Annotated in this window: 21 protein-coding genes and 7 pseudogenes; 13 read left to right on the forward strand and 15 right to left on the reverse strand. The window is 37.1% G+C overall.

The genetic code is table 11. The features are described 5' to 3' along the window. Positions 1-206 precede the first annotated feature (206 nt). From M1D69_RS11370 to M1D69_RS11385, 4 genes are all read left to right on the forward strand, one after another. Complete coding sequence (locus tag M1D69_RS11370) at positions 207-488, forward strand: LCI fold-containing protein (protein ID WP_458106044.1); 282 nt, start codon at positions 207-209, stop codon at positions 486-488. A gap of 787 nt (positions 489-1,275) precedes the next feature. Next, positions 1,276-1,395 carry a phage holin gene (locus M1D69_RS11375; protein WP_458110412.1) on the forward strand — a complete coding sequence of 40 codons (120 nt, stop codon included), beginning with the start codon at positions 1,276-1,278 and terminating at the stop codon, positions 1,393-1,395. A gap of 115 nt (positions 1,396-1,510) precedes the next feature. After that, positions 1,511-2,647, forward strand: a complete 1,137-nt coding sequence (locus tag M1D69_RS11380; RefSeq protein WP_458106042.1) for a response regulator aspartate phosphatase — start codon at positions 1,511-1,513, stop codon at positions 2,645-2,647. Beyond that, the gene (locus M1D69_RS11385) at positions 2,637-2,816 is read left to right on the forward strand and encodes a hypothetical protein (protein WP_024121541.1); all 180 of its coding nucleotides are present in this window, start codon (positions 2,637-2,639) and stop codon (positions 2,814-2,816) included. Before M1D69_RS11380 ends, M1D69_RS11385 begins: the two co-directional genes overlap by 11 nt. 39 nt (positions 2,817-2,855) lie before the next feature. On the opposite strand, the pseudogene M1D69_RS11390 reads toward M1D69_RS11385, so the two are convergent. Further along, positions 2,856-3,057: pseudogene (locus tag M1D69_RS11390) on the reverse strand (UV damage repair protein UvrX); the annotation flags it as partial. 115 nt (positions 3,058-3,172) lie between these two features. Here M1D69_RS11390 and bglS point away from each other — a divergent pair. Continuing rightward, complete coding sequence (gene bglS, locus M1D69_RS11395) at positions 3,173-3,904, forward strand: beta-glucanase (RefSeq protein WP_105991897.1); 732 nt, start codon at positions 3,173-3,175, stop codon at positions 3,902-3,904. A 44-nt stretch (positions 3,905-3,948) separates the two neighbouring features. On the opposite strand, the pseudogene M1D69_RS11400 reads toward bglS, so the two are convergent. After that, positions 3,949-4,767 (reverse strand): annotated as a pseudogene (locus M1D69_RS11400) (DinB/UmuC family translesion DNA polymerase); the annotation flags it as partial. A gap of 672 nt (positions 4,768-5,439) precedes the next feature. After that, positions 5,440-6,414 carry a LacI family DNA-binding transcriptional regulator gene (locus M1D69_RS11405; protein WP_458106041.1) on the reverse strand — a complete coding sequence of 325 codons (975 nt, stop codon included), beginning with the start codon at positions 6,412-6,414 and terminating at the stop codon, positions 5,440-5,442. A gap of 234 nt (positions 6,415-6,648) precedes the next feature. Between M1D69_RS11405 and M1D69_RS11410 the strand changes: the two genes are divergently transcribed. From M1D69_RS11410 to M1D69_RS11440, 7 genes and pseudogenes are all read left to right on the forward strand, one after another. Beyond that, entirely contained in the window at positions 6,649-7,953 is a 1,305-nt protein-coding gene (locus tag M1D69_RS11410; RefSeq protein WP_458106040.1) for an ABC transporter substrate-binding protein, read from the forward strand. 12 nt (positions 7,954-7,965) lie between these two features. Continuing rightward, a complete protein-coding gene (locus M1D69_RS11415; protein WP_458106039.1) occupies positions 7,966-8,904 on the forward strand; it encodes a carbohydrate ABC transporter permease in 939 nt (312 codons plus the stop codon). Further along, complete coding sequence (locus M1D69_RS11420) at positions 8,901-9,749, forward strand: carbohydrate ABC transporter permease (RefSeq protein WP_458106038.1); 849 nt, start codon at positions 8,901-8,903, stop codon at positions 9,747-9,749. Before M1D69_RS11415 ends, M1D69_RS11420 begins: the two co-directional genes overlap by 4 nt. A 31-nt stretch (positions 9,750-9,780) precedes the next feature. Continuing rightward, on the forward strand, positions 9,781-11,037 hold the full coding sequence (locus tag M1D69_RS11425) for an oligosaccharide MFS transporter (RefSeq protein ID WP_458106037.1): 1,257 nt from the start codon (positions 9,781-9,783) through the stop codon (positions 11,035-11,037). Continuing rightward, the gene (locus tag M1D69_RS11430; protein WP_458106036.1) at positions 11,030-12,529 is read left to right on the forward strand and encodes a glycoside hydrolase family 32 protein; all 1,500 of its coding nucleotides are present in this window, start codon (positions 11,030-11,032) and stop codon (positions 12,527-12,529) included. Before M1D69_RS11425 ends, M1D69_RS11430 begins: the two co-directional genes overlap by 8 nt. Then, positions 12,504-13,496, forward strand: a complete 993-nt coding sequence (locus M1D69_RS11435; RefSeq protein ID WP_458106035.1) for a carbohydrate kinase family protein — start codon at positions 12,504-12,506, stop codon at positions 13,494-13,496. Before M1D69_RS11430 ends, M1D69_RS11435 begins: the two co-directional genes overlap by 26 nt. Before the next feature lie 143 nt (positions 13,497-13,639). Beyond that, positions 13,640-14,005, forward strand: a pseudogene (locus M1D69_RS11440) (sugar O-acetyltransferase); the annotation flags it as partial. On the opposite strand, the pseudogene M1D69_RS11445 reads toward M1D69_RS11440, so the two are convergent. The 5 genes and pseudogenes from M1D69_RS11445 to M1D69_RS11465 all read right to left on the reverse strand — a co-directional run. Then, positions 13,993-14,313, reverse strand: a pseudogene (locus M1D69_RS11445) (SMI1/KNR4 family protein); the annotation flags it as partial. The pseudogenes M1D69_RS11440 and M1D69_RS11445 overlap by 13 nt on opposite strands. Positions 14,314-14,393: 80 nt before the next feature. Next, on the reverse strand, positions 14,394-14,852 hold the full coding sequence (locus tag M1D69_RS11450; RefSeq protein WP_458106034.1) for an SMI1/KNR4 family protein: 459 nt from the start codon (positions 14,850-14,852) through the stop codon (positions 14,394-14,396). A 9-nt stretch (positions 14,853-14,861) separates the two neighbouring features. After that, positions 14,862-16,663: pseudogene (gene yobL, locus M1D69_RS11455) on the reverse strand (LXG family T7SS effector ribonuclease toxin YobL). A gap of 98 nt (positions 16,664-16,761) precedes the next feature. Beyond that, a pseudogene (locus tag M1D69_RS11460) lies at positions 16,762-17,315 on the reverse strand (SMI1/KNR4 family protein). Between the two features lie 66 nt (positions 17,316-17,381). Further along, positions 17,382-17,636: a SunI/YnzG family protein gene (locus M1D69_RS11465; RefSeq protein ID WP_458106033.1), complete on the reverse strand. Its 255-nt coding sequence runs from the start codon at positions 17,634-17,636 to the stop codon at positions 17,382-17,384. 179 nt (positions 17,637-17,815) lie between these two features. Here M1D69_RS11465 and M1D69_RS11470 point away from each other — a divergent pair. Beyond that, positions 17,816-18,695 (forward strand): annotated as a pseudogene (locus tag M1D69_RS11470) (thermonuclease family protein). A 78-nt stretch (positions 18,696-18,773) separates the two neighbouring features. On the opposite strand, the gene M1D69_RS11475 reads toward M1D69_RS11470, so the two are convergent. The 7 genes from M1D69_RS11475 to M1D69_RS11505 all read right to left on the reverse strand — a co-directional run bounded on the left by M1D69_RS11475 (position 18,774) and on the right by M1D69_RS11505 (position 24,274). Then, positions 18,774-18,875 (reverse strand): HNH endonuclease, encoded by a 102-nt coding sequence (locus tag M1D69_RS11475; RefSeq protein WP_458106032.1) that lies wholly within the window; start codon positions 18,873-18,875, stop codon positions 18,774-18,776. Next, positions 18,839-19,021 carry an HNH endonuclease gene (locus tag M1D69_RS11480; protein ID WP_458106031.1) on the reverse strand — a complete coding sequence of 61 codons (183 nt, stop codon included), beginning with the start codon at positions 19,019-19,021 and terminating at the stop codon, positions 18,839-18,841. Before M1D69_RS11480 ends, M1D69_RS11475 begins: the two co-directional genes overlap by 37 nt. A 685-nt stretch (positions 19,022-19,706) precedes the next feature. After that, the gene (locus M1D69_RS11485) at positions 19,707-20,543 is read right to left on the reverse strand and encodes an SMI1/KNR4 family protein (RefSeq protein ID WP_458106030.1); all 837 of its coding nucleotides are present in this window, start codon (positions 20,541-20,543) and stop codon (positions 19,707-19,709) included. Between the two features lie 263 nt (positions 20,544-20,806). Next, on the reverse strand, positions 20,807-21,016 hold the full coding sequence (locus M1D69_RS11490) for a bacteriocin-like WGxF protein (RefSeq protein ID WP_059292718.1): 210 nt from the start codon (positions 21,014-21,016) through the stop codon (positions 20,807-20,809). Positions 21,017-21,029: 13 nt separating this feature from the next. Beyond that, the gene (locus M1D69_RS11495) at positions 21,030-21,650 is read right to left on the reverse strand and encodes an ATP-binding cassette domain-containing protein (protein ID WP_458106029.1); all 621 of its coding nucleotides are present in this window, start codon (positions 21,648-21,650) and stop codon (positions 21,030-21,032) included. Then, complete coding sequence (locus M1D69_RS11500; RefSeq protein WP_458106028.1) at positions 21,647-23,818, reverse strand: DUF1430 domain-containing protein; 2,172 nt, start codon at positions 23,816-23,818, stop codon at positions 21,647-21,649. The genes M1D69_RS11495 and M1D69_RS11500 overlap by 4 nt, the downstream gene beginning before the upstream one ends. Positions 23,819-23,995: 177 nt before the next feature. Continuing rightward, positions 23,996-24,274, reverse strand: a complete 279-nt coding sequence (locus tag M1D69_RS11505) for a hypothetical protein (RefSeq protein ID WP_458106027.1) — start codon at positions 24,272-24,274, stop codon at positions 23,996-23,998. Positions 24,275-24,289: the final 15 nt, after the last annotated feature.

The raw sequence follows: 24,289 nt of genomic DNA on the forward strand, positions 1-24,289 counted from the left end.
GGTTTACTTTCTGTTGATGAGATCCTACTATTTTCACGCTATTTCCTCCTTAACGCCCTTGCTGCCGCCGCATTTAGAGCAGCAGGCATCTAGGCGGATTTATATATTTAAACGAAGTTCACCAAATGTTAACAAAAAACCCCTTGGATATTTTTGTATTATATGTAATAATACAAGTGTATTAAAAAACAAAAGGAGTGTTTAAAATGAGAATGAAAAAAGTTTTAGCTGGTTCTGCTTTATCCCTTGCTTTGCTGGTATCAGCTGCCCCTGCTTTTGCTGCTAGTCCAGATGGTACACATTCTGAAAATAATAGTGTTGCTTCAAGTGATTTCAAAGCTAAACTTTATACAAAAGAAGAAACAAATGACTCCGGCATCTTTATTAATACGCATACCGATGCGGAAGGAGTCACTTGGTTCCTGAAAAGAATCAATAAAAACAGCGATGGAACTTGGACAGCATATTATGAAGGTCGGAAACTTTAGCCATTAGAGAGGGAGCTTTGCTCCCTTCTATTATTCTTATTTAAAAAGAATAGTTTTCCACTATGTGGTCTCATAAGTAAGAAATCAAATGCAATATCAACTTCCCCTAATTCCTTCTTTTCTGTCACTCGCTGAGATCCTCAATGTTCTCGACTGATTCACCCTTAGCTGCAATATTAGTAATTGATCATACCATTGATGTGATTGCTGTATAAGGTTCGTCTTTAAAATACAAGCCTCCATATATGAAAAACGATGGACTCTCCATCTTCATTATTAAAGAAAAAAGTGCTTCATCACAACAACTATTTCTTATAAAAGAATAAAATAAGTGATCGTTTTCATCTTTCCTGTTACGAAAACTCTACTCAAGCCAGAAATCATTTTGTTTTTTTAAAAAACATTCTTGATTTTCACATTTATATAAGCACTCATAAAACATTAGATCATATCCATTTACTAAAATGCCGGTATAACAGCTATTATATGGAGATTTAACCACCAAATATATGGGGGCATATTTACATCTAAATACTCAAAAATAAGAACAAACGTGCCTATTGCACTTTCATTCCACACCCTACCCAAATTTTCATTTTCCTAAATACGACTCAAAATCACCCTATTTTACATCGTAATCGCTATCGTAAAACCGTATAATACCAATGTTTTTCTCTCTTAAAATTTCCTCTTTTTCTTCAATATTTACTTAAAGCAGCCCCTTCCCTCTACTCCCTCTTACGTTTTACGATCGTTTAATTATGACTTGATTGTATTTGTTGACAATTTGACAGAGAAATTTAATGCACTTCTAACTTTTTTAATTGCAATAGGAATTGTGATTGATCCCACAACTCAAGGCATTTCTGACAGTGAACAAGCAATGGATTACGAATCTCTACAATAAACCCCTACCTTCTCTTAATTGAGGAGGGTATTTTTTCGTTTTTAAGATAACATTAATCTTCCTTATTCATTTAAATATGATAAAATATTACATATTTAATATAGGAGGGCTTGTCTTGGAGCAATTGATCTCTTCTTCTAAAGTCGGAGTGAAAATAAATGAGTGGTATAAATACATAAGATTGTTTAGTGTCCCAGATTCGGAAATATTGAAAGCTGAGGTCGAGGAAGAAATAAGGCATATGAAAGAAGATCAAGATTTATTGTTGTACTATTCTCTCATGTGTTTTCGCCATCAGCTGATGCTGGATTACCTTGAACCCAAAACAATGAACGAAGAACGCCCTAAAATTTCAGACTTATTAGAAAAGATCGAAAGTAGCCAAACTGATTTGAAAGGAATTCTTGAATATTATTTTAACTTTTTCCGGGGTATGTATGAATTTGAACAGTACGAATATCTTAATGCCATAAGCTTCTATAAGCAAGCTGAGAAAAAGCTATCACTTGTCGCAGATGAGATAGAACGAGCAGAATTCCACTACAAAGTTGCAGAGATTTATTATCATATGAAGCAGACACACATGTCGATGCATCATATTGTTCAAGCAATAGAGAGTTATAAAGCACATGAAACATATACTGTAAGGGTTATTCAATGTTCGTTTGTTATTGGACTTAACTATTTAGATATGGAATATCCTGAAAAAGCGATTCCTCATTTTAAAGAAGCTCTAGACAAAGCAAGAGACATCGACATGCCACGTTTAATCGGTTCGTCCCTATATAATCTTGGCTTATGTTTATTTGCTGAGGAAGCTTATGAAAAGGCAGCTGAGTACTTTAAAGAAGGTATACTAGTATACCAAAACAACGGGTATGAGCATTCAAATCGTTTATTAGATATCTTGTTAATGTTATCAAAAACCACATTTAAAATGAGGAATCAATCAGAAGCAATTTCTTGGTGTGCGCATGGTCTGTCTTTATCCAAGAATTTAAATGATGAATTTATGGCTAAAATGTTTGAATCCATTAATGCCTTATATGTTGATGACGACAAAGAAAAATTAAATTCGATTCTAAATTATTTAGAATCGAAATCAATGCTTTCAGACGTGGAGGATTTAGCCTTAGATGCAGCGAAGTATTATAATGAAAAAGAAGACCATAAAGTAGCTAATGTTTTTTATGAGAAAGTGCTTTATACCCGTAAACAAATTCAGAGAGGGGATTGTCTTTATGAAACTTAAGCATGCATCTGTCTTTATTTTAGCCATTGTTTTAATTGGATTTGTCAGCATTTATTTAACTAACACTCAAAAAGATGTCCAAGAAGCACGTAGAGGGCATACAGCAAGTATTGGTTATTTCACTGATGGACATTCATTTGAAGTTGCTAGTAGAGGTCATACTTCATAATATGTATCATTCCCCCTTCAAATTTTGAAGGGGTTATTTTTACGGTTTATGTCCACCAGTTAGACCTGCTTTCTGAAGCGCATTCCTGCAGGTGTATAAGAAACTGCTCTCAGAATCACTTCCGATCCATATTTGTTTCTATCCCATTCATTATAGACCCGAGCTTTCTTCTTTCAAATAGGCTTATTTGCTGATTAGAGTTATCTTCAATATTAGACAGAGTAACTGAGATACTTCGTACTTCCATGATTCTAATAAGAAGATTCGTTATTATCATTATTTTGACTGATGTTCCCTTTTAAAAGAATCATGTATGATCGGTATAGAAAACGTTTTCAAAGAAAGGGGATACCAACATGTCTAATCGTATGAAGCGAGTGTTGTTGCTTTTTGTCACTGGATTGTTTATGAGTTTGTCTGCAGTCACTTCTACTGCCTCGGCTCAAACCGGCGGATCGTTTTTTGACCCTTTTAACAGCTATAACTCCGGATTATGGCAAAAAGCAAATGGTTATTCGAATGGAAATATGTTCAACTGCACTTGGCGTGCAAATAACGTCTCAGTGACGTCATTAGGTGAAATGCGTTTGGCGCTAACAAGTCCATCTTATAACAAGTTTGACTGCGGGGAAAACCGCTCTGTTCAAACATATGGCTATGGACTTTATGAAGTCAGAATGAAACCAGCTAAAAACGCAGGGATCGTTTCATCGTTCTTCACCTACACAGGTCCAACGGATGGAACTCCTTGGGATGAGATTGATATCGAATTTTTAGGAAAAGACACAACAAAGGTTCAATTTAACTATTATACAAATGGTGTAGGAAACCATGAGAAGATTGTAGATCTCGGATTTGATGCAGCCAATGCCAATCATACGTATGCGTTCGATTGGCAGCCAAACTCTATTAAATGGTATGTCGATGGGCAATTAAAACATACTGCGACAAGCCAAATTCCGACAACACCAGGAAAGATCATGATGAACTTGTGGAATGGTACGGGTGTAGATGAATGGCTCGGTTCCTACAATGGTGTAACACCGCTATACGCTCATTACGACTGGGTGCGTTATACAAAAAAATAGTGCCAAATGTGATAAGAGCCTGCTGCCTCAATATAGCCAGGCTCTTATGATTGTGAAGTTCCTGCAGGTGTATAAGAAGCTGCTCTCAGAATCGCTTTCGTGCCATATTTGCTTCTAATCCCATCCATAACGAACCCAAGCTTTCTTCTCTTTTCATTATCCACTTCAAATAAACTCCACTGTTGATTAACTTCATCTTCAAAATTTTATAACGTAACTGAGATGCTTCTCGCTGTCTTACCCGAGTAAAACTTATGAAAGAGCATTCGGTGAAACCCACCGCCAAGATCATCTTTACTGTAACCAATTCCTAGACATATTGTTCGACCAACTTTGTTGTTTGTACGTGCCCTTCTTGCGACTTCCTCACAAATCTCCAGAAGAACAGCCTTAATCTCTTCTTTTCTTGTATAATCCCCTCAGTAAAATCTGACTCTTGCCAAATCTGACCCTGCATCAACAGAGCACCTATTTCTGATAAATCAATTCCATGTGCATGGTAGTACAATTGGTTTCCCATTATTGCAAACTTCTTTTCAAGCAGCTCTAAAGGACATTTAGCCAACTGACCTACAGTTGATATCCCCATCCGGTTCAGATTTCTTTCCATTCTCCCTCCTATCCCCCACATTTTAGACAATGGGTGTACTTTCCAAAGTTTATTTGGCATATCTTCATATCTCCCACGTCGATACCACTCTTAGTCTTCTTACTCTCCAGGTCAAATGCAAGCTTACTAAGCAACATATTGTCTCCAATGCCTACTGTGCACATAAGCCCGAACTCTCTCCACATACTGCTTTGGATCGCCTGGCCATTTCTTCAGGATCTTCTTTTCCTGCATCTAAAAAAGATTCATTAATTCTGTTGTTAATTAGTTTTTACCATAACATATAGTTCTATTAATCAATTATAAGAAATTTGTTCATCCTAATGGTTGAGGAGAGTCAACCTCATTTTATCTTCATTCCTTATGATATTTAGTGACATAATTATGTAAAAGTTGTCCTCACTCATGCGAGTCAAAGGGCTTTTTAGTGCTCGTTTGAAAACCCTTCATCCGGATATCTCAATACATCCTTTTCTATACAGGCCTCTGATCACTTGTTCCTCGGTTGATGCCTTTACAAATAATGCTGTGCTTCAAATAGATTATAGGCGAAGTTAATGTTGCTTTTCATCTTGAACGAGACAGTTCAATGATCTAAAGTTGTAAATCGAGCTATAAACAAAGCATCCCGGATGTTACTCTATCACTAAGTCGTAAACTCCTCGTTTGATTCTATAGACAAATTACTTCTAAATTTGCCGTTAATATAACGGCTTTTTCTCATTTCTAAGTAGATAAGCGAATCTTGTTTACCTCCATACAATAGTACTACATTTTTCACTATTGTCTCCTCTGCCCTAGCAAATAAAAAACGGCAGGAATTCTATTCCTGCCGTTTCATATTGTGTACGATTCCGAATGAGCCGGAACAGACACCCCTTCCCTGATTATGTGAGAAATAATAGAGTACGTACTACTTCAATTTTTAAGTTGTCCCACCTTCGGAAAGCTGTATGGGCAAATACGTTTCAAGTGGTAAATCATCAAATTCGCCTTCAATTTGTTTTTCTAAAATCTCAATGGCCGTTTTGGAGATTAATTCAACCGGCTGTTGGATCGTAGTCAATTCTGGCAGAATAGCCTGAATGGTTTCTGTTCCGTCATAACCAATCACTTTTAATTGACCTGGAATGTCTTTTCCACGTTTTTTGGCTTCCGTAATGACTCCGGCAGCTATGATATCATCACTGGCAAAGATTCCATCAACTGCAGGCTGTTCATCAAATAGTTTTGAAATGATGTTCCGATAGTTTTCATGAAACGGCACTTCATATGTAATAGGCTGTCTTCCGTATTCACGCATAACATCTTCATATGCTTTTCTCCTGAGATTTGCAGGTGTTTCAAGTTCAATCGGCCCATTGATGTGAATGATGTGCTGACAGTCCTTTTGTATCAGTAGTTCTGCTGCCTTTTTTCCTCCAGCAAAGTTATCTGAGCCTACGACAGGAACTTTTTCCGATAAGTAATGGTCAATTGCGACAATCGGCAGATTTTGCTGGTGGTAATTGAGTATTCCCCGGTTGTAAGTAACGGCGATGACGCCATCCACTTGATTTCTAATCAGCATTTCGAGATATTTTTCTTCTTTATCTATTCGATTTAAACTGTTGCAAAGCAGCAGTTTATAGCCCATGGACGTGCAGATGCTTTCAATATAAAAGGCGAGTTCACCGAAAAACGGATTGCTGGAGTTTGGAATGATAAGCCCTATTAAATTGGTACGCTTACGAAATAAAGAACGGGCCAAATCATTTGGAAAGTAATTGATTTCTTCCATCGCCTTGTAAACTTTATCTTTTGTTTTTTCGCTAATATAGCCGCGATTATTTAATACCCTCGAAACGGTTGTAGATGAAACTCCCGCTATTTTTGCAACATCATGAATGCTAGGCTTCATTCCCTTTCCCCCTGCTTTACTGAAATGGCTTACAGTACTCATCACGCACTTATTTTAGAGAATCGGACTGACATGTGCAAGGATTTTCCATAGATCATATTGCAATACATAGGTTTGTTCTTTACATTTAGAATTATGAATAAATTTATGTCAACCGGTTGACACATGGAACCGGTTGACATACAATTCTTTTTGAAAGCGCTTTTACATTTTTGTGCAAAAGGAGGGAAATTAATGAATATGAAAAGATTAATGTTAGGAAGTTTGTTGTTGCTGCTCATGTTTGCAGTCTGGGGTTGTAACAAAAGCGACAGCGCAAACAGCAGCGGAAAGAAAACGATTACAATGTGGGTGCACGTATCGGATGATAATGAGGAAGGAAAGGTATATCAAAAGCGAGCGGATGCTTTTAATAAAAAGTACGCTTCAGAAAATGTCGAGGCGAAAATTGAATTCATTCCCCGAAGCGGTAACGGTGGAGGTTATGAAGACAAAGTGAATGCGGCATTAACAACGAACACCCTGCCTGATGTCATCACTTTGGACGGACCAAATACTGCGGCTTATGCGAAATCTGGCGTAATTGCACCTTTGGATGAGTTTATTAAAGACCAGGATGATTTATTGCCAAGTATTAAGCAGCAAGGCACCTACCAAGGGAAACTGTATGCCATCGGCGTCAGTGAATCGTCAGTCGGCATTTACTATAACAAAAAAATGCTTAAGGATGCCGGAGTTGATTTGAAAACGCTACCAACAGTAAAAGATCCTTGGACATGGAAAGAATTTCTTGATCTTTGCAAAAGGCTGAAAAATAAATACGATAAACCAGCTATCGATATGCAATTACAGTCAAAAGACGAAATATTGACTTATGCGCTCTTACCGTTTGTTTGGTCAGCTGGCGGGGATATTCTTTCAGAAAATGGAAAAAAAGCGGATGGCGTCTTTAACAAAAAACCAACCGTTGAAGCGATGACGTTTATACAAACGATGCTTAAAGAGGGCTATACAACACGCACCCCTGTCAAACAAGCGTTTGAAACGGAGAAATACCCGATGAAGATGAGCGGCGTGTGGACAATAACCGATCTGAAAACAAACTTTTCCAACGTCGATTATGGAGTGATGCCATATCCTGTATCGCCAAAAACCAAAAAGCTTGTCTCTCCTTCAGGAAGCTGGCAGTTCGCAATGACACAAGCGTCTGAAAATAAAGAGTGGGCAGCAAAATTAGTAGATTGGATGACGAATAAGGATTCCAATATTGAATTGAGCCGATCGATCGCCGCCCTGCCTGTACGTTATTCATCAGAGAAAGTGCTGACAAAAGAATTTTCTTATGAAATGAATGTCTTTATGCAGCAGCTGAAACAAACAGGCCATGCTCGTCCGGTGACACCGGCATATCCGCAGGTAACTCGAGCATTTCAACAAACAATCGATGACATTAGCTTTTATGATCAAAACCAGGATATTCAAAACGTGCTAGATACACGTGTAAAAGAAATGCAATCTGCCATCGATAAGGCAAACTAACAGGTGGACGCCATGAATAAAACCATATTGAAAGAGACTAGGCCGGCCTTTCCATTAGAAAGAAAGACAGTGAATAAAATACGCTGGCGGGAAAACGCAGTCGCATATATGTTCTTAGGGCCTGCTTTGCTTATTTTATTCATGTTTCTTGTGATTCCTTCCATTATGGCTGTGTACTACGCATTTACAGATTACTATTTGTTAACGCCTGATTTGCGTAAGTTTATCGGCTTTGATAATTTCATCAAACTTTTTCAGGATCCAATATTCTTAAAAAGTTTGGGCAACACCATTACATTTGTCGTCGTTTTGATACCGCTTCAGATCGGGACAGCACTTGGGCTTGCCCTCCTATTGAATAAAAAACGCAAAGCCAACGCTTTTTTCAAAGTCGCATACTTTAGTCCTGTCGTCATGTCACTGGTTGTCATCTCCGTTTTGTGGATGTACTTGCTGAATCCGAATGAAGGTATGATAAATAATGTATTGGCGCACTTCGGTCTATCACCACAGCCTTTCTTGACGAGCCCTAAGCAAGCAATCTTTACGATCGTTGTCGTTTCCGCTTGGCAAGGAGCAGGGTTTCAGATGCTCATCTTTTTAGCTGGTTTGCAAAACATTCCCGAGGATGTCTACGAGGCGGCGCAATTAGATGGCATGAATAAATGGCAGCGTTTTATTTACATTACATTACCTTTGTTAAAACCGACATCTGTTTTTATCTTTATCACAACGCTGATCAGCGCGTTTAAACTCCTTGTTCAGCCCATGGTTATGACTCAGGGCGGACCAGTCAATTCAACGATGACGGTTGTCTATTATATTTATCAAACTGGATTTACCGATCGGATGGTCGGATATGCAAGCTCGATCGCGCTCTTGTTTGGAACAATTATTGGATTGGTGACACTCGCACAACGCAAGTTGGTTAAGGAGGATGAAGACCATTGAGACGTAAGTTCGGGCCTTTGACAATTCTGGAGTATACGTGTCTTGTTTTGCTGGCCGTTCTATTTATCTTTCCGCTCATTTGGATGATTGCATCTTCAATGAAACCGGAAGCGGAAATTTACAATAATATGAACAGCTTCAAAGCGTTTCTGCCCTCTCTTCATCTGGCAGAATGGTTTTCATCCTATAGGGAAGCGCTGACTCGGTTTGATTTGCTTATGTATATTGGTAACAGTCTTTTTTATGGTGTGTGCGTAGCAGCCGGATCTGTTGTGATTAACGGAATGGCAGGGTTTGCATTCGCCAAATTGCAATTTTCAGGGAAAAAGATGCTCTTTGGCATTTTGTTGGCGCTTTTAATTGTACCGTTTGAAACGATTTTAATCTCACAGTTTACAATTATTCATAAAATCGGTTTGGTCGATACACGCCTTGCCGTTATTTTGCCGGCATTAGCGGGGGCATTCAATATTTATTTGTTCAGAAACTTTTTCATGGCAATTCCGGAGGAAATGATTGAATCGGCCAAGCTTGACCGAGCAAATACATGGCAAATCTTCTGGCGGATTATGATACCGATGTCTAAACCAGCTGTCGCCACTGTCGGCACCTTAGCCTTTATCGGCAGCTGGAATGATTATATTTGGCCGCTAATGGTTTTGACGGATAAGTCGAAATTTCCGATTCAAGTTGCGATTACAGCTATCAACAGCACAGAGCCTGTCTACACAAATCAAGTTATGGCTGTATTGACGATTTCCACCATCCCATTGATCTTGATTTATATTGTGGCTCAGCGCTACATTTTGGAAGGTCTTAGCGGTTCAGGAACAGGTATTAAGTAGATAACAATGTTGGGTTAAAGGAGCTGTAGAAATGAAAGGCTCAAAAAGTTTGTATTGGAAACTGAGCGCTTATCTTTTCTTTTTCTTTTTCACATGGTCTTCCAGCTACTCTTTGTTTGCGATTTGGTTGGGACAGGAAGTCAAATTGAATGGATCGGCGACTGGGATTATCTTTTCTGTAAACGCTATCTTTACTTTATGCATGCAGCCTTTATATGGCTTTATCTCTGATAAACTTGGGCTGAAGAAAAACATATTATTTATGATTAGTGTACTTATTGTTTTTACCGGGCCGTTTTATATCTTTATCTACGGGCCGCTTTTACAATATGATGTCTTCCTCGGCGCCATTGTCGGCGGTATTTATCTAGGAACTGCTTTTCTTGCGGGAGTTGGCGCTATTGAAACCTATATTGAAAAGGTCAGCCGAAAATATCAGTTCGAATACGGCAAGACAAGGATGTGGGGTTCACTTGGCTGGGCGGCAGCAACATTTTTTGCAGGACAGCTGTTCAATATCAATCCGAATATCAATTTCTGGATTGCGTCCCTTTCAGCAGTTATATTGGTGGCCATTATTATCTCCATAAAAATTGAGATGACGGATTATGATAAGGAAAGAGCGGATTCAATCCGGTTAAAAGACGTAGGAGGACTTTTTCTATTAAAAGACTTTTGGTTTTTAATGTTGTACGTAATCGGAGTGACATGCGTGTACGGCGTCTATGATCAGCAATTCCCGATTTACTACGCTTCTTTATTTCCCACTTCAGCTATGGGGAATCAAATTTTTGGATATTTAAACTCATTTCAAGTATTTCTTGAAGCGGGCATGTTGTTTTTGGCCCCCTTTATTGTTAACAGACTCGGTCCTAAGAAAAGCTTAATTCTCGCGGGGCTTTTGATGTCTTTCCGAATTATTGGGTCTGGAATTGTCATCGGACCGTTCGGAATTTCATCGATGAAACTTATTCATGCTTTAGAATTACCAATCATGCTGATTGCGATTTTCAAGTATTTAGCCGCCAATTTTGATACACGTCTTTCATCAGTTCTTTATCTTGTCGGCTTTCAATTTGCATCTCAAGTAGGTACATCGATTTTCTCCCCGATTGCGGGTGGTTTATACGACAGTATAGGTTTCCGTCAAACATATCTATTCATGGGAACCCTGGCTCTATGTTTCACAATCATTTCAACCTTTACTTTATTAGATTCAAAGAAAGGCACTGCATATGCTCATCGTTTTCATAAAAACAGATATAGAGAGGATGTCACGAATGGATAGAATCCAACAGGCAGAGGAAGCTTTGAAAAAAGCGGAGGAAAAGATGAACACTCGTTATCGATTAGGGTACCATATTATGCCCCGGGCAAACTGGATAAATGACCCGAATGGGCTTATTCACTATAAAGGAGAATACCATGTCTTTTATCAGCATCATCCGTATGATGAGAATTGGGCCCAAATGCACTGGGGCCATGTAAAAAGTAAAGATCTCATACATTGGGAACATCTTCCGGTTGCTTTAGCCCCTGGTGACTCTTTTGATGAAAGCGGCTGTTTCTCAGGAAGCGCAGTAGATTTCAATGGAAAACTTGCTTTAATTTATACAGGGCATATTGTGATAGATCAAGAGAAAGACATTTTCTATCAAAACCAAAATATCGCTGTCAGTCAAGATGGGATCGTGTTTGAAAAGATTCAGGAAAACCCTGTCATTGCGAAACCGCCGGAAGACAGCTCCCGCCATTTCCGCGATCCTAAAGTATGGAAGCATCGGAACAGCTGGTATATGGTAGTCGGTAATTCAACGAAAGAAAACGTTGGACGAGTTATTTTATACCGCTCGCCCAATTTGCGAGATTGGGAATACAAAGGTGTTCTTGCCCAAAGTGATGGAGATCTCGGCTATATGTGGGAATGTCCTGACTTCTTCGAATTGGGCGGCAAACATGTCTTGCTGATATCTCCGCAGGGTATTGAAGCAGACGGTGATTTATATAAGAATTTGCATCAAACCGGCTATTTAATTGGAGAATATAATGATGAAACCAACGAATTTGTGTATGGCGCTTTTACAGAGCTGGATCACGGCCATGACTTTTATGCTGTACAAACGTTATTAGATGATAAAGGACGCAGAATTGCCATAGGCTGGATGGATATGTGGGAATCTGAGATGCCGACAAAAGCAGATGGATGGTGCGGCGCTTTGACATTGCCGAGAGAATTAACATTGCGGAATGATCATAAAATTTTGATGAATCCTGTGGAAGAAACTAAGTTGTTGCGAGAATCAAACCATCTGGAATGTACGAATCAGTTGATTTCAGGGAATTACTTGGCAAAAACAGCCGAAGAGCTTCTTGAAATTCAAGTCGTGTATGATTTAACAGATTGCAATGCGGAATCAGTAGGTTTGAAGATTCGAGGCCTTGAAGAAGAAGAAACAGCTATCAAATACAACATAACTGATCAAAAGCTCTCACTCGATTGCTCTAAGATGGGGAAATCGCGAGACAGTTTGAGAAATGCGCGGCTAGAAGCAAATGGAAAGCTGACACTGCGTATATTTATTGACAGATCATCAATAGAAGTATTCGCCAACCATGGAGAAATAACGATGACTAGCCGCATTTATCCGAAAAAAGACCGATTGGGAATTGAGCTGTTTTCTGAGAAAGGCGCAGTAAGGGTTGAGGAATTCACCTACTGGACTTTAAAAGACATCTGGAAGGAAGATGAATCGCTTGAAAAAAATATTTTGCATCGGTGAAACACTGATTGATTTTATTCCCGTCCAAAAAGAAAAGGCTTTACAAGATGTCACATCCTTTGAGCGCGTTGCCGGCGGCGCGCCGATGAATGCGGCAATCGCTGCTGCAAAATACGGCGCGCATGCCGTCATGCTGACGAAGATTGCTAACGATCATTTCGGGGATTATATAGTTGGCGTACTTAAAGAAAATGGCGTAGATACTTCTTATATTATTCAAAGCGATGAAGGTGAAACCGGATTGGCATTTGTATCCGTAGACAAGTCTGGGGAAAGAAGCTTTCATTTTTATCGTAAAAATGCCGCTGATTTGCTGCTTTCACCAGATGAGTTGATGTCGGAAAGGTTTAATCAAGGAGATATGCTTCACTTTTGTTCAATCGATTTAGTTGAAAGTCCAATGAAACAAACCCATATCAAAGTTATTGAGGACTTTCAAAAAAATGGTGGAATCATTAGCTTTGATCCCAATATCAGGCTTCCTTTATGGCCTGATGAAGAAAGCTGCCGTGAGACGATTCTCAACTTCTTGCCTCTTGCGGATATTGTAAAAGTGTCCGATGAGGAACTGCAGTTTATCACAAACATTGATGATGAACAAGAAGCAGTCACGTCGCTTTTCACCGGACTTGTTAATGTCGTTGTTCTGACAAAAGGAAGCGGCGGTGCAGCGATTTATTTAAAAAATGGCGAGTCGTACGAACATAAAGGGTTTAAAGTCGCTGTTTCCGATACAACCGGTGCGGGCGATGCCTTTATCGGCGGTTTTTTATCTGAATTGATGTCAATCGGCATATCAAAGGAGACGCTGTGCGAACAAATAAGTAAACATCACCAGCGCTTGCTGACGTTTGCTAATGCAAGCGGAGCTCTCACTGCTTCTGTTAAAGGAGCAATTCACGCTGCACCGGGCAGACAGCATGTACTAAACTTTATTTCGGCGAGGACGGAGATCCAAGAGAAATAAGAACTTAGAAATAATCCACTCATATCACTAAAGAAGAGTGGATTATTTCTCTTGCACTGTACCAACTTTTTAAACCCAATTTAAATTTGTACACTATTAAAACATAACAAGGGGGATATTAATGATAAAAGAAAAAGAGAAAAATGTTAGCCGGAGATGTATATGATCCGTCGGACCCCGAGTTAGCAAAAGACAGACAAAAAGCAAGTCAACTTGTTAGAATTTGCAATCAAACTACAGAAACTGAAGTAGTTAAACGGGTTAATTTATTGAAAGAGTTACTTGGTTCATCAGGAGAAAACGTATATATGCAACCCAATATTAGGTTTGATTATGGATATAACACTTATGTAGGTGATAACTTTTTCGCAAATTTTGATTGGACAATTTTAGATGTATGTGAAGTGCGGTTTGGTGATCATTGTATGCTTGGACCTAGTGTACAAATCTATACGGCTACACACCCACTTCATCCAACAGAACGCAATTCAGGGTTAGAATTAGGAAAGCGATCAGAATATGTGTCGATCGCTTTCTGAAGATTATTGTGATCGTTCGCTAAACCATAAAAAACCTCTAACAATTGTGTATTATCGTCCTTACCCATCTAAGGATCTTTCTCTATAGGTTTATAGCAAACGTCATACTCAATTTCATCTGATGTTTTTTTACTTTCTAAATAACATACCCCGTATTCCTGCAAAAAGTCCTTATAATCTGAAGGTAATTGATTGCCTATATTCATTTTTATTCCTTTGAGTTCTTCGTTTGTATTAATGCTGGGATTTGTTTTTACATCAATTGAAAACTCTTTCAACTTTTATTTGATATTATTGAATCTCGCATTAATACTCCTCCATTTGTATGGAAAACGAGTTAAAGACCTTCTTTACAGTTTTAATCGTCCCAGTCTTCATCCTCTTCCCAATCATCTTTCGCTTCCTGAATCTTATTATAAAAAAATTCAATAAAGCTTTCTGCAGCAGTATCTTTATAACCAATTACCCTATCCCATTCAACTACAGGGCATTCTCCGTCTTTCACTTTATTTGTATCTAGACAGTAAGCAAAGTAATCAACATCTTCAATAACCACAAGTCCATCAGGAAGGCCATAGTGTTCTTTATATTCCTTAGTTCTATTTACAACTGATGCATGATCAAAGTTGTAGCCTAAAACTAAAACACCGAATAAACCACCAGCACCATATTTTTCTAAAAACCATTTATAGCTATTGGGAAGATCGCATTGGAGGATTTCTTCAATGCGATCAATGTTTTCATGACTTGCCCCTTCTGTAAATATAGCATTTTGTTTATTTTCATTAATAAAGTCTTCAACCTTCGAATAAATCATTTAAACACCTCAATTCGCATTCTCAAATTGTTTCGCTCTCCACTTCCAATATCTCTTTCTAAAGCTTTCGTATTGGGCTTTTAAAACCTTATCATTTCTAAAACTTTCACCATCAGACTTAAGCTTATGAATGACATCACTATATTTTGTATGTAAACTGTTCGGGATTTCAAGCATTGGGCCAGGTTCTTCTTGAATCAAGTGATGTAAATTAATCTGTGTGCCATCTTTTGCATAAGGGGCATTCCCGTTTTTCATTAGTTGAAGATTTGTAACGCCGAATTCTGTTTTTTGATTAATATCTATATCTTTCAAAGTATACACTCTTCGGCTTACATCTTTAACTTTCCCCTTCGCCTTTACCTTCCCCTTTATTTCATACGCTTCATACTTTTCTTTATTTAACCATGGTGGATTAATCTTTTGTCCAGTAAACGGCTTTCTTGTTCCATCTGGTAATTTCTTCGCATTAGTCAAAAGTTCATTCTTAAGGTTTTGGCTATCAACCACATTGTATGGTACGTTATCTGCTAGAGCAAGTTTATACTTAGGGTTATACGGAAGCAAATCTGGAATCTTAACGTCCTTCATTTTCTTCCCTGCTTGCCCTGCCTTGTTTATGACCTTACCCGCTGCATCTGCTTTGTTAATGGCTCCTGCACCTTTGGTTCCAAAAACAGCTACAGCCACTGAACCAACAGCATAGGTAACCCATCTTGATCTAGAATAGGCATCTCCATTCACCATATCTTTTTGATATGACTCTTCTATTGCTGCTGAAATAGCGTCATATGTTTTCACTGGATGAATAACTGCATTCCCCAGTGCTGAGAGTGTTTCTCCCGGATCGGTGATGAAGTCCCATATGCCGGTTACAGTGTCTTTACCAACATCATATAAGCCTACTCCTACACCTTTTACGATGTCCCAGGTGATTTCTCCTGCTCCCTCTAGCTGCTTCGCTTGTTCAATTTGTACTGCAAGCTGAACTTGAGCTGGCTCGAGATTCTCGTAGCCTACTTTCTTAGCAATCTCTACATATTCATCTGGGTCAGATACACCGTCATTAAGCTTCTTTTTCAATTCCTTTATTTCACGTTCTTTAGCTTCTTCTTTCTTCACGCTTAAATAAGCTTCAGAATGCTTTTCAATATCGCCTTTTTTCTTATGTATGTCACTTTCTCTATACGCTTTGGCGTTATAGTGAATCGGAGTAGCGTTTTTTCCTTTGCCTGTTGATTCCTGCAGCTTTTAAAGTCTTGCTGAATAAATTGTTCGTTTGGTTCTGTTACAGCGTAGTCTGTTTTTAAATCCTCATCAAGCTTGTTTAGCTTATCAATTGTTTTTTCACGTTTGTCATCTGCGGAAGAAAGTTTGTCTTTGAAGTCTTCTGTTGAGAATATTTCAAGAGGAAGGATGTCATTGATGTCGTTTAATATGTCTTTCATTGCTTTTTTCTGTTCAGACATAATGGATTTTGATTTTGTGTATGCATTCACTAGCTCATGTTCTAAAAAAGATTCTTCTATGTAAGCATCAGACATCTTGGCGTCTTCAAGCTTTGCAGAAACGCTGCTTAAGAAAGCAATCTTCATGTCAATCAGATCAATCCATTGGTCGGTCACGCCAACATGGTCATGATAAAATGCTTTAATGTTATCAGCACCTTTACCAGAAAATTCGCTGTCATCCAGGTCAGTTACGTCTTTAAACGCTTTTCTGAGCTTCACCATTTGTGACCTTAGTTCCTTGTACTCTTTGGTTCTTTTATCCGCTTCAGAAAGCAATGAATCAGCCTCAAATACCTTCATATCATTCTCCTTCCCAGCTCATTCTATGTAAATTTTACCACAAATCTATTTCAATAACAGAAAAAGACAGCCTAAAGTTGACTGCCTTATACATTGTGCTATCTTGTTCTATAATAATTTTCTGCGGTATAGTAGCGCCATTCCCAAAAAGCTTCCCCATTGGAGAGTATATACCGGTCTAGAAATATCTCAAAATTTAAATTTAAAGGTGTATACTCACCCATTTGAAATATAAAGAGATAGTTGGGATCACCTTTATCCAATTTATCTTTGTCAATCAACAAATGGCAGCCTTCTAATAAGTGACCAATTGGGATGCCATTGATCTCTTCAAACAAATCCTCATATTTTAATTCTTCTTCAATCTCTTCAAGGCTAAATAAATAAAGTCCTCCACCTATATTCTCCCCATCAGCTAGTATCTGAAAAATTTTCGCACCATTATGTAATGTAATAAACTTCTGATAATCATCTGGAAGGGTAAGCTGGTGTTTAGCCGCAAAGCTTTGAATGTCATTCAGGGTTGCTTTGTCCTGTGAAAATGTAACGAGGAACTCCATGATATATCCTTCAGGACAAAATAATTTAATGGCTCCTTTTTCATCTAAAGACTTTTCAAACCGTTTACAGTCTTATGAACAAAGTTAGTCAAATAAATCACCCCATATATAAATGATATTATTATCGCAGAATACATGGTAAATGAAACTTAAATACTTTAAGCATTAACAATTTTATTCATGATTGAAGCAGCGTTAGTAGTGAACAAAATATAAGTGTTATTTGCTGTTTTAATCACTACCCTATCCGTAGAGCCATAAGGAAACCCAATCCTAACCGCACTTTTTTCCTCTCCCCCATAGTTTGGATCAAGGAATACATCGTTAATTTCTTTGATTTGAATTTCAATTTTGGATAATTGCCAATTGATTACTAAGTTTTCTTTTGATTTTTCAACTTTAACCCCTATCATAAGCACGTTCCCCTTTTGACTATAAATTCAGTAAAATTTTAACATGACCCGATCAAACATAGACTGAAAAAAGAACATGTTAAGGAAAAATTAAATTCACAATAATTGGATCCCGGATTGTAATTATTCATGTTCTACCGATATAGATAGAGAACAAAAATTCTAAAGAGGAAATGAAGCTGAAGAAAGTAATATTAGGCTTTGCTGCATTCACTTTGAGTTTATCATTGGCTGCCTGCGGCTCAAATGATACTGAAAAAAGTAGTACGAATCTAAAGAAACACAACAAGTTTCTTAGGATGCTAAACAAAAGGAAGCTACTAAAGAAAAAACAGCTGACAAATCCGATTCTAAAGACAAAAAGGAATTAGTGGATGTAACCTTAGACAAGGTTGTTGATGGAGATACGATTAAGGTTAAATACAACGGGAACGTTGATACAGTATGTTACTTACTCGTAGACACTCCTGAGAGTAAAAAGCCAGATTCTTGTGTTCAACCATATGGCGAGGATGTATCTAAATGAAACAAAGAATTGGTTAGCGACGGCAAACTGCAAATGGAATTTGATAAAGGTGACCACCGAGATAAATACGGAAGACTGTTAGCTTACGTTTATGTCGATGGCAAGTCTGTTCAAGAGACATTATTGAAAGAAGGATTGGCCAGAGTTGCATATGTTTATGAGCCAAATACGAAATACATAGACCAATTCAGGAAAGATGAGCAAGAGGCAAAATCAGAAAAGCTTTCTATATGGAGTAAGAATGGTGATGTGACTGACAAAGGATTTAATGCTGTGTTAAACAGAAAAACACTGCGGTTAATAAAGCAACAACATCTAAACCGGCAGCTAAACAGTCTACTACTCCAAAGGCATCAAGTGAAACTTCGACTACTACTGAAAACGAAGCATCTTCAGCGTCAACTGGAGAAACAGAAACGTTTAAAAATTGTACAGAGTTAAGAAAGAAATATCCGAATGGAGTACCTAGCTCGCACCCTGCTTACCAATCTAAAAAGGACAGGGATCATGACAACTATGCTTGTAAACGTTAATTTTGAAAGCCCCTTGTGGCTTTCTTTTTTAGCATGTGATATAAAAAACCCCTCCTCTAAATAGAGGAGAGGAATAATTTATAGAGAACCCCAGATAGATTTACCATCTGTATGTCCGGTTTTTTCATGTATAGTTCTATTTACTAATTGCAATCTGCCTGTATTTTCGTGTGGTGCCATATATACTCTCGTGGAGTTTTCCCATTTTTAATGTCTTGAATCTGATACTTATTGAATTTTTCCGCATGCTCCCAAGTATTAATTGCCTTCAAAGATGCGTTTGCATTCTTAAATTGTGTACCATTTGAAGATTTAATTAGACTCATAGGGAGATTATAATTGTATTTAGATGCAAAACAAGAAAACCTTTATAATTAAATTTCACACCAGTCTTAGAGTGCTTCTTTCCTGCAAGCTTACCATTTCTGACTGCAATATTCTTTGTAGTTGACTTTAACGTTTGCTTAACTAGAAGATTATCTCCGACCCGACTGACAACAGCAATTGCAGGTGGAATTAACCAAGCCCATTGAGCATGATAAGATTCATCTTCCCCTACATCATCAGTTTCTGGTTCAGTGGCGCTTTCAGTCGGAGTTACAACATTCTCTTCAAAATCACTATCAGGAACATTTTCGTCTTCAATGATTTCTTCTTACGTAGCTCCGTCCTCTAATAAATCTTCATAAACAAGAACATCTGCTAAATTATCATAATACGAATCTTCCGAAACATCAGAGTAATCTTCGTATGTATCCTCTTCATACTCGGAATCAACCGGATTTTCATCTGATCCTTGAACTTCTGTTCCAGGTTAAACCGGCTGTTCAATTACTGCGCTTCAGCAAAGTTCGGCAATACAAAAGTTAGCAGCAGAAGCAACTCAAAACGACACTCAAAATCTTCTGATAGCTTTTCATTAAATCCCTCTTTTCTTTAGGATTTTTAACACACTTCCATTCCAGTACAAACGATGTTAAAATAAACAATAATAGGAAGATAATACTTATTTTACAAAAAGTCTTTAGGTTGATCTAGTATAATCTCAGTATCTTCATTTTTAGACTTTATTAACTCTTGAGCAGCTTCTTGTACGATAGTTTTTAAATTATTTGACTTTATTTGGTGTGAGTATGATGAAACAACTGACATCAATACGTCAGCCAATTCAAAAGCCATGTCACCTTGTGCCCCTAAGGAATTATGTTTAATAATGTTCAGCAACCATTCTAGGTCTTCAACACTTTGGATTGGAAAAAGAGAAATCCTATGAATCTCCATAGGGTTCTTATTAACAAGAATTTTTTCGACTTCTTCCTTCTGAATAGCATCTGGATCATTTGGATCAATGCTAGGAATTTTATCAAAATCTAAATTTTCGTCTTGAACTTCTTCATAATCATGTGTGTATAGCTTTGATAAAAATTCATCAAATGAATCTGCAATCTTAAAGTCATTATTTAATTCAAGGTCAAAATAATGAACAGGTGGATTTTCATTAGTTAGACGATAATCTAATGCAACCCAATTGTGTCCATCCCCTTGTATTAACAATAATCTTTGTGGTAGACCCCACTCTTTTATTAGGTATTCACTCTCTAATATGCCTAAATCTTTTCCTATTCCTCTTATATGATCAACTTCAATGTGGTCGTCAGCCCAAGATGTCTCTTGATCTGTTGGGAATGCATTAAAATTAATCAACCCACCATTTTGTTGAATGATCAATTTTTTATATTGTTCAGGCAAAGTTAAGTTTAACTTTTTTTCAACATTCTTTATTTCATTATCACTGATGTCTGTTAACCTAAAAGGATCATATTCACTGCTCTCCCAAAACTCACTCATTGTATTACCTCCTATGGGCTATGTAATGATTCTCCAAGACTATACGCTTTTAAATTCGGAAAGTTTCACCAAAGTTGTGTTGGAAAATAAAACAGGCGGTGATGTTTTTCACTTGAGGTTTGTCTTAGAAGAAAAGCCAGAGAGTATGTGAGGGAAATCTCTGGCCTATAGTGGCTGATATACCAACTATGATACATATACAGGATCCTTTATATGTAGGATGTATTCAAGATAAGGTATATATGTTTAATGACCAGTTTGAGTTACGCCTGATATCTCCTGCTGCTAGAACCAACATTTCTAAAGAGTAAGGAAGCAATCAAAGCTAAAACAAAATAAACAACTACAAACCCGCCCCAGAAGAAAAGCGCTTCATCGAATGGAAATCCAAATAGTCTAAAAATAACCCTGTGAACAATACCGGTAATAATAATCAGTATGCTTGTAGAAATTGCAAAAGTAATATGTTTCATCAAAAACAACTCCTTACGAAAGATTTATTACTCTATCAGAGCAGCCAGCTATTTCTGGATCATGCGTTACACATATGATTGTTTTCCCCATTTTTTTCAACTGATGGAAAAGAGAAAGAATAATGTTCTTGTTGTACTCATCAAGATTTCCGGTTGGTTCATCGGCCAGAATGATATCGCAGGGTTTTAGAATAATCCTAGCTATTGCTACACGCTGTTGTTCACCACCGCTCAACTGGTATACCTTTTTCTTTAAAAAGCTTTTATCTAAGCCTACCATCTCTAGAGCTTCAGATAGCTTGTTTTTGTCAAAGTCTTTTGCGTATGCTGTGGAAAGCAATAAATTCGTTAATACAGTTTCATTATCCATGAGCACATAGTTTTGAAAGATATATCCTAAATTCTCTCTCCTTAACTTCATCACCTCTTTAGATTTAGGATTTTCATAGCCTAAAATCACAACTTCACCTTCATCTGGATAATCTAAGAGGCTGATTATATTTAGAAGAGTGGTTTTGCCAGAACCGCTCTTGCCAACAATAGAAACAAATTCATTTTCCTCTATGTGAATCGAAAAGTTAGAAAGAACTGATTTTCCATCAAAACTTTTGGATATGCTTTTAAGTTCGATCATAATCTGTCTCCTTTTAAAATCTTATTCATGTTTTTCCTGTTCAAATAAAGGCTGAGGAAATACAGAATAATCATCTCAATTCCAATGAACAATACAATCAAGCCTATTAATTCATAGATTTTATAATAAATACTAAAGCAAATTCCTATCAGACAGTTAGACACAGTCGACAATATGATTAAGCTCTTATTTCTAGCCCAGTATGAATATCCAAATATCTCTTTTAGGTAAAGTCGATAAGCATTTGCGCTGTAGTATGACCATATATAAGAGATAAGGAAGGCTACTGACAATATGAGTGTTATTGTTAATCCAATTAGATTCTGGATGAACTGATTTTGAATTCGTGCTATTTGGTCGCTTAATTCTTGATAGACCGATATCGCAGAACCAATCAGCTCTTTTGTATCTGTTTTATCTAAATAAGGGATGATGTGGTCATATGCCATACCTTTTGAGGCATCAGAAAAGAATAAACTTGAGGTTGCATATGCACCTATAACTGATGAATCAACATTATCAGTGAATACTATTGCAATTGGATCAATAATATTGTTTTTATTGTTGCCGAGCATACTATTATAAGTGAAGTATTCTTGATTATTTTGAGTATATATTATTTTGATTTTCAACCGCTCTTTTTTCAGCGTATTCAATGGTTGCTGAATTTCTTTGTTATACATATTGTCTACTTCAACCTTATCGAAGAAAAATTGATCTTTGTAAGCTTTGAGGATTTTTTCTTTGTCCTTAGCGTATTTTTTTGGAACAAGTAAATTCAATGTGTTTTGATCGAAGGTTAACTGTTTTTCAGTAATCGTTTTTCCGTTAATTCCTTTAATGGTGTTTACTTTTAAATAATTAGGACTAATCGTTACGCTTCTTCCGGATGGTGAATAAATTTCATTTTCTTTTGTGGTATTCAATGTATAGAAATAAACTGGAGTTTTCCCATTCATTTTCAGTATTCCATAGTTTTGAGCATCCATTATAAACGCATCTTTATGTCTTTCTAATTCATGATAAAGCTTTCGTACCTTCTCGTTTTTTTCTCTATCAATTTTTAAATCACTGTAGTTTAAACCTGTATTTGCAAAACTGGTTTTATAAACTGTTTGTGTCTTATTCCAATAAGATTGATTGTCTAGCCGTTGTTTTAAATCGAACAAATTAGAGAGGGATGAAGCAAAAATATTAAAAAGTAGGATTGTTATAATTAACTTAAAACCCAATGACAGCCATTGAAACTTTTTAAATGGTATGCCGCCTTTTATCGTGGCGCTTATATTGCTGTTGTTATATAAAATCAAAGTAACAATAATTGTGTATACTATCACTAAGAATGTCGCAATTATTGCATTTCGCATGTACATTTTAACGTACACTGTTAACCAGTCGTTCAGGTTGAATATAAAAGCCAGAATTACAATGAGAAGGGCGCCGCAAACTATGATCATAACAAGTGGTTTTAAAAACATTTTTGGGAAAGTTAACAGTGATTTGGTTTTTGAATATCCCCATAGCTTCTGTAAGAGAAGTTGCTTGCGATTTTTAAGTATGAAATAAAGGATGCCTATAAACAAGATTAACATGGAAAGCAAAGCTAACAAGAGTAATGCGGTGCTGAACACAGCAGAGTCATTTAAACTGATGTTTTCTTCTATACTGACATCGCCATAGTCTGAGAATAGCTTTTTAGCTTGTTCAATTACATCTTCATCCTCGGATGAAATATAAAATCTATTTCCTAACCCTACGTTGTTTATTTGGTTTAAATTGAAGTATCTGATTTTCCAGGTTGATAAAGGGAAATCAATAGTACCAATCAAATTTTTATCTGATTCATTTGCTGTTTTATTGAAATTAGATATAAACCTATCTCTTATTTTGATTGAAGGTTCATCCTTAAGGTTTGAAGCGTAGATATTTAAGGTCTTCTCGTCTAAAAAATTGTATTGAGTAATATTCACGTTCTCCATTTTTGAAAATTCAGCTATATCCTTAATGAAATCATCATTTTTAAAGTGTGCTTTGTTGTAATTAATAATTAGCGTTTGTTTAATAGAGAATAAAGTATAAAAAACTTGCTTATTCAGAGTATAGTGATAGCTGGATATGTTCATTGAGAGTAAAAATAGAATGAACAATATATAAATCGTTTTCTTCATTGGATAGCCTCCATAAAAAGAAATCCGGTGCCTTATATTCAAGTTTTGACGGCACCGGAAGTAGATTAAAAATCACTTTTTTATTGTCTGTTTTATTTCGTATCCCAAAAAGCCCTATTTCCCCAAAGAGTTGCATACACTGAAGCGTAGGTATACCCTTCATCTTTTTTCTTCCATTTAGATGAAAAGAACCTTTCTCCGCCAGCCTGCGCACTTGATTAGAGTCTTTTTAGTATGATTGTAATTGGATTTAACTTGCCCATCTTCGAAATCGTGATACCAAGTACCGCCACCCGCTTTAGTTTTGGTCAATTTCATGATTTGTATTAAATGCCTTGTTTCATCCAAGTTCACTTCTCCGTGTGTAGCCTCATCTGAAGAACTAGCAAAAACGACAGAAGATGATACTAGTAAAGTAGCTCCCAACACCATTGAAGCAAAAACCTTCTTTTTCAATATAACCTCTCCTTT

This window comes from Bacillus sp. PK3-037, assembly GCF_054161355.1.

What these genes read in the sequence shown, in the direction of transcription:
- M1D69_RS11370 (WP_458106044.1), top strand. Translation starts at nt 207, where the DNA reads ATGAGAATGAAAAAAGTTTTAGCTGGTTCTGCTTTATCCCTTGCTTTG.
- M1D69_RS11385 (WP_024121541.1), top strand. Translation starts at nt 2,637, where the DNA reads ATGAAACTTAAGCATGCATCTGTCTTTATTTTAGCCATTGTTTTAATT.
- bglS (WP_105991897.1), top strand. Translation starts at nt 3,173, where the DNA reads ATGTCTAATCGTATGAAGCGAGTGTTGTTGCTTTTTGTCACTGGATTG.
- M1D69_RS11405 (WP_458106041.1), bottom strand. Translation starts at nt 6,414, where the DNA reads ATGAAGCCTAGCATTCATGATGTTGCAAAAATAGCGGGAGTTTCATCT.
- M1D69_RS11410 (WP_458106040.1), top strand. Translation starts at nt 6,649, where the DNA reads ATGAATATGAAAAGATTAATGTTAGGAAGTTTGTTGTTGCTGCTCATG.
- M1D69_RS11415 (WP_458106039.1), top strand. Translation starts at nt 7,966, where the DNA reads ATGAATAAAACCATATTGAAAGAGACTAGGCCGGCCTTTCCATTAGAA.
- M1D69_RS11425 (WP_458106037.1), top strand. Translation starts at nt 9,781, where the DNA reads ATGAAAGGCTCAAAAAGTTTGTATTGGAAACTGAGCGCTTATCTTTTC.
- M1D69_RS11430 (WP_458106036.1), top strand. Translation starts at nt 11,030, where the DNA reads ATGGATAGAATCCAACAGGCAGAGGAAGCTTTGAAAAAAGCGGAGGAA.
- M1D69_RS11450 (WP_458106034.1), bottom strand. Translation starts at nt 14,852, where the DNA reads ATGATTTATTCGAAGGTTGAAGACTTTATTAATGAAAATAAACAAAAT.
- M1D69_RS11465 (WP_458106033.1), bottom strand. Translation starts at nt 17,636, where the DNA reads ATGATAGGGGTTAAAGTTGAAAAATCAAAAGAAAACTTAGTAATCAAT.
- M1D69_RS11475 (WP_458106032.1), bottom strand. Translation starts at nt 18,875, where the DNA reads ATGGCACCACACGAAAATACAGGCAGATTGCAATTAGTAAATAGAACT.
- M1D69_RS11480 (WP_458106031.1), bottom strand. Translation starts at nt 19,021, where the DNA reads ATGAGTCTAATTAAATCTTCAAATGGTACACAATTTAAGAATGCAAAC.
- M1D69_RS11485 (WP_458106030.1), bottom strand. Translation starts at nt 20,543, where the DNA reads ATGAGTGAGTTTTGGGAGAGCAGTGAATATGATCCTTTTAGGTTAACA.
- M1D69_RS11490 (WP_059292718.1), bottom strand. Translation starts at nt 21,016, where the DNA reads ATGAAACATATTACTTTTGCAATTTCTACAAGCATACTGATTATTATT.
- M1D69_RS11495 (WP_458106029.1), bottom strand. Translation starts at nt 21,650, where the DNA reads ATGATCGAACTTAAAAGCATATCCAAAAGTTTTGATGGAAAATCAGTT.
- M1D69_RS11500 (WP_458106028.1), bottom strand. Translation starts at nt 23,818, where the DNA reads ATGAAGAAAACGATTTATATATTGTTCATTCTATTTTTACTCTCAATG.